The sequence below is a fragment of the Mycobacterium sp. E3305 genome (assembly GCF_001666785.1).
In the GTDB taxonomy this organism is placed as follows: Bacteria; Actinomycetota; Actinomycetes; order Mycobacteriales; family Mycobacteriaceae; genus Mycobacterium.
In genome coordinates, this window is sequence record NZ_LZJA01000193.1 from 1 (window position 1) to 15,240 (window position 15,240).

The 15,240-nt window shown below is 71.0% G+C and carries 11 protein-coding genes; 6 read left to right on the forward strand and 5 right to left on the reverse strand.

All coding sequences use genetic code 11. The features are described from left to right. Positions 1 to 501: HNH endonuclease signature motif containing protein (locus tag A5701_RS17855; RefSeq protein WP_197505009.1), on the forward strand; the 501-nt coding region annotated here is incomplete at its 5' end. 18 nt (positions 502 to 519) lie between these two features. On the opposite strand, the gene A5701_RS17860 is transcribed toward A5701_RS17855, so the two are convergent. Further along, positions 520 to 1,839, reverse strand: a complete 1,320-nt coding sequence (locus A5701_RS17860) for an adenylate/guanylate cyclase domain-containing protein (protein WP_067756516.1) — start codon at positions 1,837 to 1,839, stop codon at positions 520 to 522. Positions 1,840 to 2,004: 165 nt separating this feature from the next. Between A5701_RS17860 and A5701_RS17865 the strand changes: the two genes are divergently transcribed. The 3 genes from A5701_RS17865 (at position 2,005) to A5701_RS17875 (ending at position 5,018) form a co-directional block, all read left to right on the forward strand. Continuing rightward, the gene (locus A5701_RS17865; RefSeq protein WP_067756521.1) at positions 2,005 to 2,361 is read left to right on the forward strand and encodes a hypothetical protein; all 357 of its coding nucleotides are present in this window, start codon (positions 2,005 to 2,007) and stop codon (positions 2,359 to 2,361) included. Positions 2,362 to 2,613: 252 nt separating this feature from the next. Further along, positions 2,614 to 3,753 (forward strand): PPE family protein, encoded by a 1,140-nt coding sequence (locus tag A5701_RS17870; RefSeq protein WP_067756525.1) that lies wholly within the window; start codon positions 2,614 to 2,616, stop codon positions 3,751 to 3,753. A 104-nt stretch (positions 3,754 to 3,857) separates the two neighbouring features. Beyond that, positions 3,858 to 5,018: a PPE family protein gene (locus A5701_RS17875; RefSeq protein WP_067756541.1), complete on the forward strand. Its 1,161-nt coding sequence runs from the start codon at positions 3,858 to 3,860 to the stop codon at positions 5,016 to 5,018. Here the strand turns inward: A5701_RS17875 and A5701_RS17880 are convergent. After that, positions 5,007 to 7,355, reverse strand: coding sequence for a heavy metal translocating P-type ATPase (locus tag A5701_RS17880; protein WP_067756528.1), 2,349 nt, complete (start codon positions 7,353 to 7,355; stop codon positions 5,007 to 5,009). The two genes, A5701_RS17875 and A5701_RS17880, sit on opposite strands and share 12 nt — an antisense overlap. A 99-nt stretch (positions 7,356 to 7,454) precedes the next feature. Between A5701_RS17880 and A5701_RS17885 the strand changes: the two genes are divergently transcribed. Continuing rightward, complete coding sequence (locus tag A5701_RS17885) at positions 7,455 to 7,868, forward strand: CBS domain-containing protein (RefSeq protein WP_156670143.1); 414 nt, start codon at positions 7,455 to 7,457, stop codon at positions 7,866 to 7,868. After that, positions 7,865 to 9,397: an FMN-binding glutamate synthase family protein gene (locus tag A5701_RS17890; protein ID WP_067756533.1), complete on the forward strand. Its 1,533-nt coding sequence runs from the start codon at positions 7,865 to 7,867 to the stop codon at positions 9,395 to 9,397. Before A5701_RS17885 ends, A5701_RS17890 begins: the two co-directional genes overlap by 4 nt. Here the strand turns inward: A5701_RS17890 and A5701_RS17895 are convergent. From A5701_RS17895 to A5701_RS17905, 3 genes are all read right to left on the reverse strand, one after another. Then, positions 9,372 to 12,059 carry a cation-translocating P-type ATPase gene (locus A5701_RS17895; RefSeq protein ID WP_067756536.1) on the reverse strand — a complete coding sequence of 896 codons (2,688 nt, stop codon included), beginning with the start codon at positions 12,057 to 12,059 and terminating at the stop codon, positions 9,372 to 9,374. The genes A5701_RS17890 and A5701_RS17895 overlap by 26 nt on opposite strands. Positions 12,060 to 12,095: 36 nt before the next feature. Continuing rightward, entirely contained in the window at positions 12,096 to 12,713 is a 618-nt protein-coding gene (locus A5701_RS17900) for a DUF5994 family protein (protein WP_067756539.1), read from the reverse strand. A gap of 147 nt (positions 12,714 to 12,860) precedes the next feature. Next, positions 12,861 to 15,240: cation-translocating P-type ATPase (locus A5701_RS17905; RefSeq protein ID WP_156670144.1), on the reverse strand; the 2,380-nt coding region annotated here is incomplete at its 5' end.

Sequence of the window (15,240 nt, forward strand, 5' to 3'; positions counted from 1 at the left end):
GTGCGGTGCCGGGATTTGACGTGCCGCTGGCCGGGTTGTGACTGCCCGGCGGTGGCCTGCGACCTCGACCACACCATTCCCTACAGCGCCGGTGGGCCCACCCATGCCAGCAACCTCAAATGTTATTGCCGCACACACCATTTGGTGAAGACATTTTGGGGCTGGCGCGAACAGCAGCTGCCCGACGGCACCCTGATCTTGACCTCCCCGGCCGGGCGCACCTACGTCACCACCCCGGGCAGCGCCCTGCTGTTCCCCAGCCTCTGCCACGCCACCGGCGCCATACCGGCCGCCGAGGCCGACCCCCCGCCCCAGGACTACTGCGGCCAGCGCAGCGCGATGATGCCCAAGCGCCGCCGTGCCCGCGCCCAAGACCGCGCCTATCGGGTAGCTAGCGAACGCCGCGACAACCACCAAGCCCGCATGGCCGGGCGAGCCGAATCGATGAGCTACAGCGGGCCGGCCCCACCCGACAGCGATGACGATCCGCCACCATTCTGACGACCCCCAGCAGCGGTCTTACCTGGAAGCGACGGCGAACAGGCGCCACTCGCCGGGCACTCCCTTGAGCTGATGTGTGCCGCGGTCCTCGAACTCCAGCCCTGACCCGATCACGAGGTCGCGCAGCGTGCTGGATACCAGCACGTCGTTCGCCCCTGCAAGTGCACTCACGCGCGCCCCGATGTGCACCCCGATCCCGCCGATGTCATCACCGCGGACCTCGCACTCGCCGGTGTGCAACCCGGCACGCACCTCGATGCCCAGCGCCTGCACCGCGTCGCGAATCGCCATGGCGCAGCGGATCGCTCGCTGCGGGCCGTCGAACATCGCCAGAAACCCGTCGCCGGATGTGTTCACCTCGCGGCCGCGAAACCGGGCCAGTTGCGACCGCACGACGGCGTCGTGTGCGTCCAGCAGCGCGTGCCAGTCACGGTCACCCATCTCCGCAGCGCGGCGCGTCGAGTCCACGATGTCGGTGAAGAGCACCGTGGCAAGCACACGATCATCAGCAACATCGGCTTGGTGACCGGTCAGGAATTTCGCCACCTCCTGAAAGGACGCGCGCCAAGGCTCGACCCAGTGGTGCATGTTGCGGCCTGGAAGCTCAACGTACTTTGCCCCCGGTATGTGATCCGCTATGTACTCGCCCGAGGCCGACGCAAGCAACGCATTGTCTGCGTGCTGAACGACCAGGGTCGGCACGCGGATTGTCGGTAGGACCGCCCGCACATCCAATTCGATCAGCAGTGGAAACATCTGCGCGACGGTTCCCGGGCTCGCCGCAAGGCGTTCCAGTCGTGCCCACGTTGCTCGGATCTCCTCGTTCCACGGCATGTCCGGATTCATCACATGTTGCAACTCCCCCGTTCCCCACATGGAGCCCATCAAGGCAACGACTTCCTCGGGAGTGGGTCCCTCGGTGCGTTCGGCGACCGGATCGGCGTAGCCCTCCAGTACAACAAGTGCCGTTGTGCGTGACGGATGTGTTGCCGCGAACAAGGCCCCGGTCGCGAACGCGCCATCGATCAAGAGGAGAACCGCTTCAGCGCTCCCGAGATCGTCGAGCACCGCCGTGATGCTGTCGGCCCATTGCTCCAAGGTCGGCAGGGCACCAGGCTCGACAGGATCTGACGCCCCAGTGCCCGGCTGGTCGAAGAAGATCAGCCGACCCAGCGATGTCACCGCCTCGACCCAACCCTGAATCGACGGCAGCTCCGGAAAGACCTCGCAGTTTGTGAACCAGTTCGGGACGAACACAATGTCGCGAACACCTTCACCCGACGCCCGATACGCGATGCGCAAGTCCCCGTTCATCGCATAGCGCGTCTCCGAGAACATTGCGGAAGTCTAAGTCTCGGCCACGCGTCCGCCGATATTTATGCAGCTAGGTCGCGGCGCGGGACTCTTCGTGGGATCGGTAGCGATCCGGTCATTGTTAGCTCATTTGCGCAGCGCGAGCGGATACTGGTCCTCAGCATCCAGCGTCGAGGAAAGGCGCAGGCCATGTCGAACAATCACAAGGTCAGGAAGGTCGTCACCGGGGCACTGTTGTCCGTGGGGGTGGCGGTGGCGGGCCTGGGGCTCGGTGCGGGCACCGCCGGGGCGGAGCGCAATCCCGCCCCGCAAGTCATCGGCCCACTGCCCCTGGACAACTTCACGGTCCCGCACGACTGGTGCCCGGGGCAGCCGTTGCCGATGCCGGATGTCCGGTGGGACATGGGCGTCTGCCACCACTGGTACTGGGTTCCCGTCGGCGGCATGGGCAACGTCGGCCAATTCGTGTGGGAGGGGGACGCGCCCCGCCGCCCGCTCGGCCCGCCGCCCTGCTACGGCGCTCCCATCTGCTTGCCCGGCCTGTAGGCCTTGGCAAGGTCGCGCGCGGGGCGTCGGTGACCGTCTGAGGAAGCCGGCGGCCGGGCCGGAAAAAGGCCACGTCGGGCAAGCCTTTGGATACCCTAATGTCACGGGTATATCGTTCGTCACATCCGGAACTCGACGGGGAAGGATTAGGGCGGCACCCTGGGGGGTGAATGCGTAATGTTTCCGGTCTCTTTGCAACCTGGTAATCGAAATTTTCCGGTCGCGTACTCGGCATAGACAATGTGAGATGTGATGGACCTATTCGCGCCACCTGAGGTCACCTCGACCCTTATCCACTCCGGTCCCGGAGCGGGTTCGCTGGTCGAGGCTGCCGGCGCGTGGCAGAGTCTCGCCGTCGAGCTGGAGAACTCGGTCGGCGTGTACGCGTCCGTGTTGTCGTCGTTGATCGAGTCGTGGGACGGGCCGTCCTCCATGGCGATGCTGCAGGCCGTGCAGCCCTACCTGATCTGGCTGCGCGAGACCGCGCAACAGGCCCACCAGATGGCCGCCGCCGCGGAGTCGGCCGCGGCGGCGTTCACCGCCGTCCGCGCGGCGGTGGTCCCGCCCGCGGTGGTTGCCGCCAACCGGTCCCGGCTGTTGCAATTGCTGGCCACCAACCGGTTCGGCCAGAACACCGCGGCTATCGCCGAGACGCAAGACGAATACCAGACCATGTGGGCGAACAATTCGGCCGCGATGAGCCGCTATCAGGCCACGTCGTCACAAGCGACCACGTCGCTGTCCCAATTCAATTCGCCGCTGGCCATCGCGAACCCGTCGTCGACGGTCAACCAGCAGGCTGCGGTCTCGAATGCGTCGCTGCTCGGCGCGTCGAGCACGGGCAACATCATCGACTCGCTCGGGGTCACCCCCTTCGACCCCAACGCCGGCTGGTTCAGCTACTTCAGCACCTGGGGCAACCAGTTCATCTCGTCCGGCTTCCCGATCAACCTGCTCAGCTACCTGGCGCAGAACACCTCGGCGCAGGCGCTGCAGGGCGTGGGCAGCGACATCGGCCTGGGGCTCTCGGAGGGCGAGGGCGCGCTGGCGTCGTCGATCACCAGGCTGGCGGGCGCCGTCTCGGCCGCGCCGGGCGGCGCGGCCGCGGGTGCGATGGGGGTAGGGGTCTCGCTGGGCAAGCTCACCGCCCCGCCGGCGGTGGTGGGACTGCTGCCGGCGACGCAAACCCCGGTGCAACTCGCATCGTCGGTGTCGCCCCTGCCCGCCGAGCCCGGGCTCACCGGCATGCCGCTCATGCCGATGATGCCGGTGCCTCCGGGCAGCTCGGCGGGCAGCGGCTGGCGCAAGCGCAAGCAGCAGAAGTTCGAAGACCTTGAATACGGGGCGGAACTCCCGAAGAAGGTGATACACCGACCGCCCAGCGGGGGATGAGGAACGACGATGGTTCCTCACCACTCCGGAAGCAGAATTTCGCCGCCGGATAGGTCGACGGCGCGACTCGCCGCCCGCCCTGCTCTTCCATTGGGCGAGACGTGATCGATTTTGGGCTGCTGCCGCCCGAAGTCACCTCGGCGCTGATCCACTCCGGACCTGGCGCCTGGTCGATGATCGAAGCCGCCGCCGTGTGGCAAGAACTCGGCGCCGAATTGGAGGCGACGGCCAGCAGCTACACCGCGGAGCTCGCGTCGCTGGCCGGGACCTGGCAAGGGCCGTCGGCGATGGCGATGGCCCAGGCGTTCGAGCCGTACCTGGCGTGGTTGCGCACCACCGCGGCGCAGTGCCAGGAGATCGCCGCCTCGGTTGAAACCGTAACGGCCGCATTTGAATTGACGCACTGGACGGTGGTGCATCCCTCGGTCGTCGCGGCCAATCGCGCGCGGCTGGCGATGCTGCTGGCCACCAACTTCTTCGGCATAAACGCCCCGGCCATCGCCGAGACGGAAGCCGAGTACAACGCGATGTGGGTCAACAACTCGGCGGCGATGTACCGCTACGGCGCGACCTCGCTGAGCGCGGTGAAGCTGTCGCAGTTCTCGTCGCCGCCGCCCGTCGCCAACCCCTCCGGCGTCTCCACCCAGGCCGCCGTGTTGCCCGCCGCCACGGGCACCACCCAGACCACGGCCAACCTGCTGGCCGCCTCGTCGACGTCCAACGCGGGGACGATAATCGACCAGCTCGGTGTCAGCCCGTTCGACCCCAACAAGGGCTGGTTCGCCTATTTCAGCACCTGGGGCAATCAATTCATCGCCGGCGGCTTCCCCGTCAATCTGCTCAGCTACGTCGCGCAGATCAATGCGGCCCAGGCGCTGCAGGGCGTCGGCTCCGACATCGGCCAGGGCCTCGCTGAGGGTTCGGCGGCGTTGAGCACGGCGGAGGTGAACCTGGCGAACGCGGTCAACTCCGGCGGGCTGGGGCTGGCGCCCCGGGGTGCGATGGGCGTGTCGGTGCTGGTGGGCAAGCTGAGCATGCCGCCCGCCACGGTGGGCATGTTGCCCGGCGCCCAGCCACCGGTCCAGCTCGCCGCCGCGGTGTCCCCGCTTCCGCCGGGGGGAGCCCAGCCGTCCGGTCTCCCGATGGTCCCGGTGCGGCCGCCGCTGGGTGGCAAGGGCGGGGGCGCCGGGCGCGACTACGACGACATCGAAATCGGCGCGGAGCTGCCCGGGACGGTCATGAAGCGGCCACCGTCAGCGGGATAGCTTGTGCGCCAAGGGCTTCTGTTCATTGGGCTCGTCGTCGGCCAGGGTGAAATAGCTCTCCTCCTCCTGCAGGAAATGCAGGCGTAGCAGGGCATGCAGCCCGTAGAGGCACGCGAGCAGGTCGTCGACCTGGTCGGCGCCGATCGCCCCGCTGCTTCGGGCCAGGGCCAGGTGGGCGCCGATCCGGTCGGAGAGGCGCTGGATTTCGGCGTGGGTCCGGCTCATCGTGGCGGTCGCCTCGCTGGTGCCCAGCGGGTGGGCCAGCGCCGGGTAGAGCTGCGTCTCCTCGGCGCGCTCGTGCGGGATGATCCGCTCGACGAGCACGGCGTACGCCTGGCCGATCGCCTCCAGGGCCGACTGGTCGGCCGCGGCCGCCAACCGGTCGGCGGCGCCCCGCAACAGGTCCACGGCGTCGCGCAGTTCGTCGTGCTCGGCATCGAAGCGCCGCAACAGCTGTTCCGTCGGCGCGGGAAGGTCGACCTCGATCTCGGGATTGCCGCGCAGGGCGCGGAGCGCGTTGAGGATCACGGCGACGTCGATGCCCTCCTGCACCAGCGCCCCCACCGCCGGCGGCAGCCACCCGAAGGCGGCGACGCCCATCGCGGCCAGCGACAAGGCCATGCCGACGACGGCGCTCTGCACCGCGATGCGCCGCGACCAGCGGGCGATGTCCATCGCGTCGGCGAGCCGCTCCAGCCGGTCGGTGGTCAACACGATGCCGGCGGCCTCCGAGGACGCGGTCGCGCCGCGGGCGCCCATCGCCACGCCGACGGTGGCCGCGGCCAAGGCGGGCGCGTCGTTGACGCCATCGCCGACCATCACGGTCACCGCGCGGTCACACTCGGCGCGCACGGCGGCCACCTTGTCGGCCGGGGTCTGCTCCGCGTACACCTCGTCCAGACCCAGCACGGCGGCGACCTCGCGGGCGGGCTCGGCGCGATCCCCGGTCAGCATCACCAATCGGTTCAGCCCGGCCTCGCGGAGCCGGCGCAGGGTGCGCGGCGCGTGGCGGCGCAGCGGGTCACGCAGCAACACGGCGCCGACGGGTCGCCCGTCGACGCACACCCACGCGATCGCGGCCCCGTCCAGCAGGGCGCGATTCACCACCGCCCGCGCCCATTCCGCGTGCGCGGCGCCCTGCGTGAGCTTGCCGACGTGTACCCGCCGGCCGTCCAGGGTGGCGGTGACGCCCTGGCCGGGTTCCTCCACCACCTCGGTGGGCAGCGAGAGCTCCAGGTCGCGGGCCCGCGCCGCGGTGACGATCGCCTCGGCCAGCACGTGCGGGGACATCTGATCCACCGAGGCCGCCACCCGCAGTATCTCGATCGCGTCGCGTCCGGGCGCGGCGGCGACGTCGATGACGGCGGGGCGTCCCATGGTCAGGGTGCCGGTCTTGTCCATCACCAAAGTGGTTGCGTGCCCGAGGTTTTCCAGAGCGCCCCCGCTGCGGATCACCACACCACGCCGTGACGCCCGCGACAACCCGGACACGATCGCGACGGGCGCGGCGAGCAACAGCGGGCACGGCGTCGCCACCACCAGCACCGCGACCGCCCGCACGGGCGACCCGCTGGCCAGCCAGGCCGCCCCGGCCACCACCAGGGTCAGTGGCAGGAACCAGGCCGCGTACCGGTCGGCGAGCCGAACCACGGGCGCGTTCTGGGCCCCGGCATCCGCGGCCAGGCGGACGATCTGCGCGTAGGTGCTGTCGTCGGCGGTGGCCGTGGCCCGCATCTCGAAGGCGCTGCCCGCGTTGACCACGCCGCTGCGCACCGGCTCACCGTCGGCGCGCTCCACCTGCAGCGGTTCGCCGGTCAGGACCGATTCGTCCAGCACCGCCACCGCGCCGGCGATGCGCCCGTCGACGGGCACCACCTCGCCCGGGCCCACCACCAGCAGGTCGTCGATCGCCACGTCCGCGAGCGCGATGACGTCCACCGCCGATCCCACCCGGCGGCGGGCGAACCTCGGCGCGTGTTCGAGCAGCGCCCGCAGGTCGTGGGACGCGCGGCGCTCGGCGGCGGCCTCCAGCGCCCGCCCGCCGGCCAGCATCACCGCGATCAGCGCGCCCGCGAGGTACTCGCCGACCAGCAGCGTGCCGACCAACGACAACACCGCGATCAAGTCGACCCCGAACCGGCCCCGGCGCAGCGCCGCCAGCACCCACACCACCGCGGGGACCACCGCCACCACCGTGCCGGCGATCCAGCAGCCGTCGGCGACCCGCGGCGCCCCCGCCAGCCAGGCGATCCCCCCGGCCGCCAACGCGACGACGGTCGCCGCGGCCAGCACCGGCTCCACCCAGCGGCCCAGCCGCTCACGTGCCACAGCGCCCATGGGTGCCAGCCTGATCCCAGGCCCCGGCGACGGCTAGGGCCGGATGGACGCGGATTGAGGACTCAGGTCACTAGAAAGGTCCGCCACCGGCTGGCGAGCATGGTGGACGTGACTGACATTTCTCCGACGGGGTCCCTCCCGATCGCCACCATCACCGGCGACCCCGTGGCACGCGTACCCATCAACGCCACGATCGCCGACGTCGCCAGGGCCATGGTGACCTGCGACGTGGGCGCGATCGTGATCGGCGACGACCCGCGGCCGGCCGCGTTGGTCAGCGAGCGCGACATCGTGCGGGCGGTGGCCGCGGGGCGAAATCCCGCCACCACCCCGGTCTCCGAGGTGGCCAGCACGAAACTGGTGTGGTGCGACGCCGAGGCCTCGGTGGACCAGGTCGCCGCCCGGATGATGGACCGCTACATCCGCCACGTGCTGGTGGAGCGCGACGGCGCGCTGGTCGGCATCGTCTCGGCCCGCGACGTGCTGGGCGTCTACACGAATTTCGATTCTTGAGGCCGCGCGCGGTCGCCGCGTTGGTCGGCGGTGGCCTGGCCGGGTTGACGGGGTGGGATCTGCTGCAGCGGCGGCACACGATCCTGCGCAACTACCCGATCATCGGGCACCTGCGGTTCCTCCTGGAGGCGGTCGGCCCCGAGCTGCGCCAGTACATCGTCACCGACAACGACGCCGAGCGGCCGTTCAGCCGCGACCAGCGGCGCTGGGTGTACACGTCGTCGAAGCTGGCCAACCGGTACTTCGGCTTCGGCACCGACAACGACCTCGAACGGGTGCACAACTACCCGATCATCAAGCACGCGGCGTTTCCCGTCGCGGCGCCCGCGGACGCGCCCGAGCACCCGGACCCCGCCGTTCCGTTGCCGGCGGCGAAGCTGCTCGGCGGCGCGCGGGGCCGCGCCAAGGCCTTCCGCCCGTCGTCGGTGGTCAACGTCTCCGGAATGAGCTTCGGCGCGCTCGGCGGCGCGGCCATCACCGCCCTGAACAAGGGGGCCGCGCTGGCCGGCGCCCTGCACACCACCGGCGAGGGCGGGGTGTCGCCATATCACCTGAACGGCGGTGACCTGGTCTGGCAGGTCGGCACCGGCTACTTCGGCTGCCGCGACGACGACGGCCGGTTCAGCCTGCCCCGGCTGGTCGACCGGGTCGCGGCCACGCCGGCGATCCGGGCCATCGAGATCAAGCTCAGCCAGGGCGCCAAGCCCGGCCTCGGCGGCGTGCTGCCCGGCGCCAAGGTCACCCCCGAGATCGCCGCCATCCGCGGGGTGCCGGCCGGGGTGGACTGCAAGAGCCCGGCCGGCCACTCCGCGTTCCGCGACGTCGACGGGCTGCTGGAGCTGGTGGAGACCATCGCCGCCGCGACCGGGCTGCCGGTGGGCATCAAGTCGGCGGTGGGGGAAGAGCGGTTCTGGTGTGAGCTGGCCGCGCGCATGGCCCGGACCGGCACCGGCGTCGACTTCGTCACCGTCGACGGCGGCGAGGGCGGCACCGGCGCCGCCCCGCTGGTCTTCACCGACCACGTCGCCCTGCCGTTCAAGTGGGCGCTCCCTCGGGTCTACCGTGCCTTCGCCGAGCACGGCCTGCACCACGACGTGGTGTTCGTCGGGTCGGGCAAGCTGGGCATCCCGGAGAACGCGCTGCTGGCGCTGGCCACCGGCTGCGACATGGTCAGCGTCGGGCGCACCGCGATGTTCGCCATCGGCTGCATCCAGGCCCAGCGCTGCCACACCGGCCGCTGCCCCTCGGGTGTTGCCACCCAGTCGCCGTGGCTGCAGCACGGCCTCGACCCGGACCTGAAGTCGGTGCGCTGCGCCAACTACCTGGCCACCCTGCGTTTCGAACTGGCCCAGCTGGCCCGCACCTGCGGCTACGTCCATCCGGCGCTGGTGCCGCTGGAGGCCATCGAACTGCTCGACATCGACATGAAGACGGTGCAGGTCAACGAGTTGCTGGGCTACCAGCCCGACTGGGGTTTGCCCGGGCCGGCCGACATCGAGGCGATCACGACCCTGATGACCGCAGGATGAATTTGCGGATTTCGCTCACCCACAGGACGGTGCTGGCCATCCCGATGCACACCAGCCACTGGCTCGCCGACAACGGCGTGGTGGTGAAGGCGGTGTTGAGGGCGGGCAGCTGAACGACGGCCACCTGCAGCAGCGCCGACAACCCGATCGCCGCCCACAACCACCCGTTGGCGAAGAACCCGCGAAACGCGGTCGTCGTCTCCGAGCGGGCGTTGATGGTGTTGACCAGCTGCGCGATCACCAGCACGGTGAAGCCCGAGGTGCGGGCGGTGTCCACGGAGGACGGCAGGGGACCGTCCGGCGCGTAGAGGTGCATCGTGAACAGCGTGGCGGCGGCCACGGCCGCGCCGATCACGACGATGTTGTTCCACATCCGCGCGTCGATGACCCGGTCCGACGCCGAGCGCGGCGGCCGGCTCATCAGCTCCTCGGTCTGCGGGTCCACGCCCAGCGCCAGGGCCGGCGCGCCGTCGGTCAGCAGATTGATCCAGAGGATCTGCGTGGCCAGCAGCGGCAGCGCGATGGAGTGGTCCCGCGCCAGGCCGACCGCCCCGGCCAGCACCACGCCGAAGAAGACGGTGAAGATCTCGCCCATGTTGGAGGAGAGCAGGTAGCGCAGCGTCTTCTTGATGTTCGAGAAGATGCCCCGGCCCTCCCGAATGGCGTGGACGATGGTCGCGAAGTTGTCGTCGGCGAGGATCATGTTCGCCGCCTCCCTGGCGACGTCGGTGCCGCTGCGGCCCATGGCGATGCCGATGTCGGCCGATTTCAGGGCGGGCGCGTCGTTGATCCCCTCCCCGGTCACGGCGACGATCTCGTGGTCGGCCTGCAGGGCGTCGATGATGCGCTGCTTCTCGGCCGGATCGACCTGGGTGAACTGCGAGTGCAGGCGCACGGTTTCCCGCAGCTGCTCGTCGTCCAGGGTGGCCAGTTGAGCGCCGGACACGGCCGCCACCCTGTCCTCGATGCCCAGCTTGCGGGCGACGCGCGCCGCCACCCGGGGGTGGTCGCCGGTGATCATCACGACCCTCACCCCCGCCCGGCGCGCCTCGGCGATCGCCGCCGCGGCCTCCGGTCGCGGCGGATCGGTGATGCCCACCATGCCCAGGTAGACCAGGTTTCCGTCCGACTGGTAGGCGACCGCCACCGCGTGCAGGGCGTCCAGCGCGAGCCGCTCGGCCTCGCCCTGGATCGTGGCCCTGGCCGACTCGTCGAGCGGGGCGAGCCGCCGGCCGGCCTGCAGGTACGTGCAGCGGTCGAGCAGCCCGCCGGGGTCGCCCGTCGTCACGCGCGCCGGGGCCGGGCGCGAGCCGTCGTCGAGCTTGCGGTGCGCCACCAGGAAGGCCGCGTCGACGGGATCGCCCTGGACCGTCCACCGGCCGTCCTCCTCGCGCAGGGTGGCCGCGCCGGCGGCAGCACCCCCGTCGAGCACCAGCGCGGCCTGCCGCCACAAGTCGTCGCCCTCGGACAGGGCGACCCCGTCGCGCTCCAGGCGACCCTCGGGCCGGTATCCGGCGCCGGTGACCTTCACCTCGCCCAGGGGCGTGACGACCCGCACGATCGTCAGCTCCCCGGTCGTCAGGGTGCCGGTCTTGCCCGAACACACCACCGATGCCGAGCCCAGGGTCTCGGCGGACGACAGTTCCTTGACGACGGCGTTCCGGCCGGCCATCCGCCGCATCCCCAGCGCGAGCACGACCGACATGATGGCGGGCAGGCCTTCCGGAACGGCCGCCACGGCCAGCGAGACACCCAGCAGCACCGCAGTCACCACGTCGTGAGCGCCGTGGATGCCGAAGACCAGGAGAATGGTCGCGATCACCACGACGGCGATCACCAGCACCGCGATGCCCAGCAGCCTGCTGGCCCGCGCCACCTCGCGCTGCAGCGGCGTCGCCTCGTGGTCGACGGTCCGCACCAGCCCGGCGATCTGACCGGTCTGGGTCGCCATCCCCGTCGCGGTCACCACCGCCCGCCCGACGCCCTTGGCGATCGCGGTGCCCTTGAACACCATGTCGGCCCTGTCGTCCCGATCCGCCGAGTCGGGCAGCGTCTGGGCGGCTTTGGGCACGGGTTCACTCAGGCCGGTCAGCGCGGCCTCGGACACCTCGAGGCCCGCGGCCCACAGCAGCCTCGCGTCCGCCGCCACCGCGTCGCCCTCGGCGAGCAGCAGGACGTCGCCGGGCACCAGTTCGCCGGCGGGGACGGTGCGCCGCGCCCCGTCCCGGACCACCGTCGCCGACGTCGCCGCCATCCGCGCCAGCGCGCCGACCGCGCGCTCCGCGCGGGCCTCCTGCGCGTAACCCAGCAGCGCGTTGAGCACGAGGATGACCGCGATCACCACGGCGTCGACGGGCCAGCCGCCGGCCCCCTCGACGGCCCAGACCGCGAGCGAGGCGATCAGCGCGGCGAGCAGCAGGTAGATCAGCGGGCTGCGAAACTGCGCCAGCAGCTTTCGCCACGCCGGCGCCGGCGCGACGCTCTCGATGTCGTTGGCGCCCACCACCGTGAGCCGGCGGGCGGCCTCCGCCCCGGTCAAGCCGAATTCGGCGTCGCTGCACAGCTTTTCGACGACGGCCGGGCCGTCGAGGAAGGCGGGGTCGGGGTGTGTGCCGGGGGCCGAAGCCGTGACCTCCAGCCAGTCCCGCGGCTGGATGCCCATCCGGTCGCTACTTTGCGATGCAGCCAGCGGTTCGGCTTACGCCGTCAACGATGGTCGCCGATGGTCGTGCGGCCGCGATTCCAGCATGCGGTTGCGCACGATGTGTTCGACCAGGATCGGCACGAAGGTCTGCACCGGCGCGTCGACGAACTGACTCGCCGCCTCCTCGCTCCAGCGCTTGATCTGGGCGGTCCGGCGCTCGTCGCCCAGGCCTTCGTGACGGGCCAGCTTGTCGGCGACGTCGGCCACCGATCGGGCCACCGTCGAGCGGCTGGCCGGGGCGGGCTCGGCGTCGCCGGGTTTCCCCGCGCGCTCGAGCGCTTGCCGGGCCGCCTCCTCGCCGGTGTCCGGCCGGATCACCTGCAGCGTGACGTGGCGGCCGTTCTCGCCGATCAGGATGACACTGGTCGGCTCGTCGCTGGTGAAGCCGAGCAGTTCGACGGTGTGCCCGGCGACTTCGACCAGGGCCGGCGTCTCGTCCCAGCCGTTGCGGCGGTAGCCCACCATCACGATCCGGCCCATCCGCTCGGACAACGCCGTCAGCAACTTCGGCAGCTCCTCGACCAAGTTGGTCGACTGTGGCCACCAGGCGCCGTCGATGTGCTCCGATACCGACCGATAAGGCTTGAGCCGCAACCGATTGTCGCGCTCCATCTCAACCACCTGCTCGCTTACCTTTTCGAGTTAGCCGTCGTACCGCAAACGGTACGGCCGGCGTGACCGGCCCGCGACCCGGAGAAGTGACCGCGGGGTTTACCAGACATGAACAACAAGTGCCGCCAACCGGTTTCGACCGCGACATCATTCGCCGACCATCCGGCGCTGCACGCTCTGGGACGCGCGCAGCAGCAAGTCGGGGGCGACCGCCGACAGCGAGCTGGCCGCGACCGCGGCCAGCAGGCCCTGACCCCAGGCCAGCGGATCCACGGGCGTGCAGCCGAACACCTGGCTGAGCCCCGGGGTGCTGACCACGAGAACGAGCGCGCCCAGCGAGCCGACGGACGTCAGCACCACCAGCGGGGCGCGCGAGTCGACCAGCGTCTGGGTGAGCTGCGCGCCCACCAGCGCGATCAGCGCAACGGTCGCCGCGCGGCGCGGCGGGCCGGTCACGCTGGCCATCGCCCAGCCCGCCGTCGCGCCGATTGTGGTTGCCGCGCCGCGGATTCCGATCGCCCGCCACATGGCCGCCTCGTCGCGGCTGACCTCGTCGGTGGCCGCCTGCGGGCTGACGGCCAGCGCCGCGGCGGGCAGCGCGTCGGTCAGCATGTTGACCAACAGCATCTGCCGGGCGTTGAGCACCGACCGCCCGGTGAGGACGGTGGTGATCAGGGCGAAGCACACCTCGCCGAGGTTGCCGCCCAACAGCATCGACACCGCCGATTGCACGCGCCGCCACAACTGCTGGCCCTCGTCCAGGGCGTCGATCAGCGCCTCGATCCGCTCGTCGAGCAGCACCACGTCGGCCGCCGTGCGGGCCGCGTCGCTGCCGCGGGCCGCCACGCCGATGCCCACGCTGGCCGCCCGGATCGCGGCGGCGTCGTTGACGCCGTCGCCGACCATGGCGGTGACCAGACCGGACCGCTCCAGGGTCTGGACCACGTCGATCTTGTGTTCCGGCGTCATCCGCGCGAACACCACCCCCGAAGACGCTGCCGCGGCCCGCCCGTCGGCGGACAGGGCTTCCCAATCGCTGCCGGTGATCACCTGATCGGGGGTGACGTCGAGCCCCATTTCCTGGGCGATCGCCGCGGCGGTTGCCGGGTGGTCACCGGTGATCAGCCGGACGCCGATCTCACGCGCGGCGAGTTCCTTGAGCACCGCGTGCGCCGCGGGCCGGGGCGTGTCGGCGAGCCCGAGCAGGCCGATCGGGGTGAGGCTGCCGGTGCACAGGGTCTCGAGGTAATCCGGATCCGTTGCGGCGGTTGAGGCTTCCTGCTGGCTCAGTGTCCGCTCGGCCACGGCCAGCACCCGTAGCCCGCCCGCCGCCATCTCGTCGATCTGCCTGGTCAAGGAGTGGTCGTGCTGCAGCAACGCCGAGGAGAGCACCTCGGGCGAGCCCTTGATGGTCAGCCGGGTGCCGACCAGTGCGGCGGCGAACGGGCGGCCGGACTGGAACGGCAGGAACGCGTCGCGGGTCAGCCGTTGCGGCGTGGAGCCGTCACCGCGGAGGGCCGGGTCGGCGGCGGCCCGGTGGATGGCGTCGTCGGTGGCGTGATCGACCCGGTGGCTGTGCCGGGCATAGCTGGTGCCCAGCGCCGCGTCCAGTACCGCAGCCGCGGCGTAGCCCGGCAGCGGGCGCACCTCCTTGACCTTGAGCCGGTTTTCGCTGAGTGTCCCGGTCTTGTCGAAGCACACCACGTTCAGCCGGGCCAACGCCTCCACCGAGTGGGGGTTGCGGATCAGCACCGATTCGCCGGTGAGCCGGCGGGCGGCCGCCAGCTGGGCCAGGGTCGCCACCAGGGGCAGGCCCTCGGGGATGGCGGCTACGACCAGCGTGACCGCGCTGGACACCGCCTCGCGCAGCCCGGTGCCGCGGGCCACGCTGAGCAACCCGACCAGGCCGCCGCTGGCCACGCTGAACGGCAGGGCCCGACGGGTGATGTGCCGCAGCTGCCGCTGCAGCCCGATCTCTTGCAGCTTCCTCGGCGCCATCGCCAGCGCCCTGCGCATCTCCGACCGCGATCCCACGGCGGTGACCACGGCCACCGCCGTGCCCGCGACCACCGTGGTGCCGGCGTAGAGCATGCAGGTCCGTTCGGCCAGCGGCGCGCCGGGCGTGGGCTCGGTCTGCTTGGACACCGGCAGCGATTCGCCGGTCAGCGTCGACTCGTCGACCTCCACGTTCGAGGCGTGCAACAGCCGGGCGTCCGCGGGGACCACCTCGTCGGCGTGCACTTCGATGATGTCGCCCGGCCGCAGCCGCTTGGTCGGCACCTTCTCGCGGCGCTGCGTGTCCAGCGCGCCGACCCGGCGTCGCGCCGGCGGATCCTGCACGGCCAGTAGGCGATTCAGCGTGCGCTCGGCGTGCAGCTGCTGCTCGGCCGACAGGGCGGCGTTGACCAGCAGCACGCTGCCGACCAGGACGGCGTCGAGCGGGGAACCGAGCAGGGCGCTGGCCGCCGCGCCGGTGGCCAGCAGCGGCGTGATCGGGTCCGCCAGGTCACCGCGCATCTCCTCGGCG

Excerpts from the sequence above, each read along its gene's own strand:
- A5701_RS17860 (WP_067756516.1), bottom strand. The coding sequence starts at position 1,839 with ATGTTCTCGGAGACGCGCTATGCGATGAACGGGGACTTGCGCATCGCG.
- A5701_RS17865 (WP_067756521.1), top strand. The coding sequence starts at position 2,005 with ATGTCGAACAATCACAAGGTCAGGAAGGTCGTCACCGGGGCACTGTTG.
- A5701_RS17870 (WP_067756525.1), top strand. The coding sequence starts at position 2,614 with ATGGACCTATTCGCGCCACCTGAGGTCACCTCGACCCTTATCCACTCC.
- A5701_RS17880 (WP_067756528.1), bottom strand. The coding sequence starts at position 7,355 with ATGGGCGCTGTGGCACGTGAGCGGCTGGGCCGCTGGGTGGAGCCGGTG.
- A5701_RS17885 (WP_156670143.1), top strand. The coding sequence starts at position 7,455 with ATGGTGGACGTGACTGACATTTCTCCGACGGGGTCCCTCCCGATCGCC.
- A5701_RS17895 (WP_067756536.1), bottom strand. The coding sequence starts at position 12,059 with ATGGGCATCCAGCCGCGGGACTGGCTGGAGGTCACGGCTTCGGCCCCC.
- A5701_RS17900 (WP_067756539.1), bottom strand. The coding sequence starts at position 12,713 with ATGGAGCGCGACAATCGGTTGCGGCTCAAGCCTTATCGGTCGGTATCG.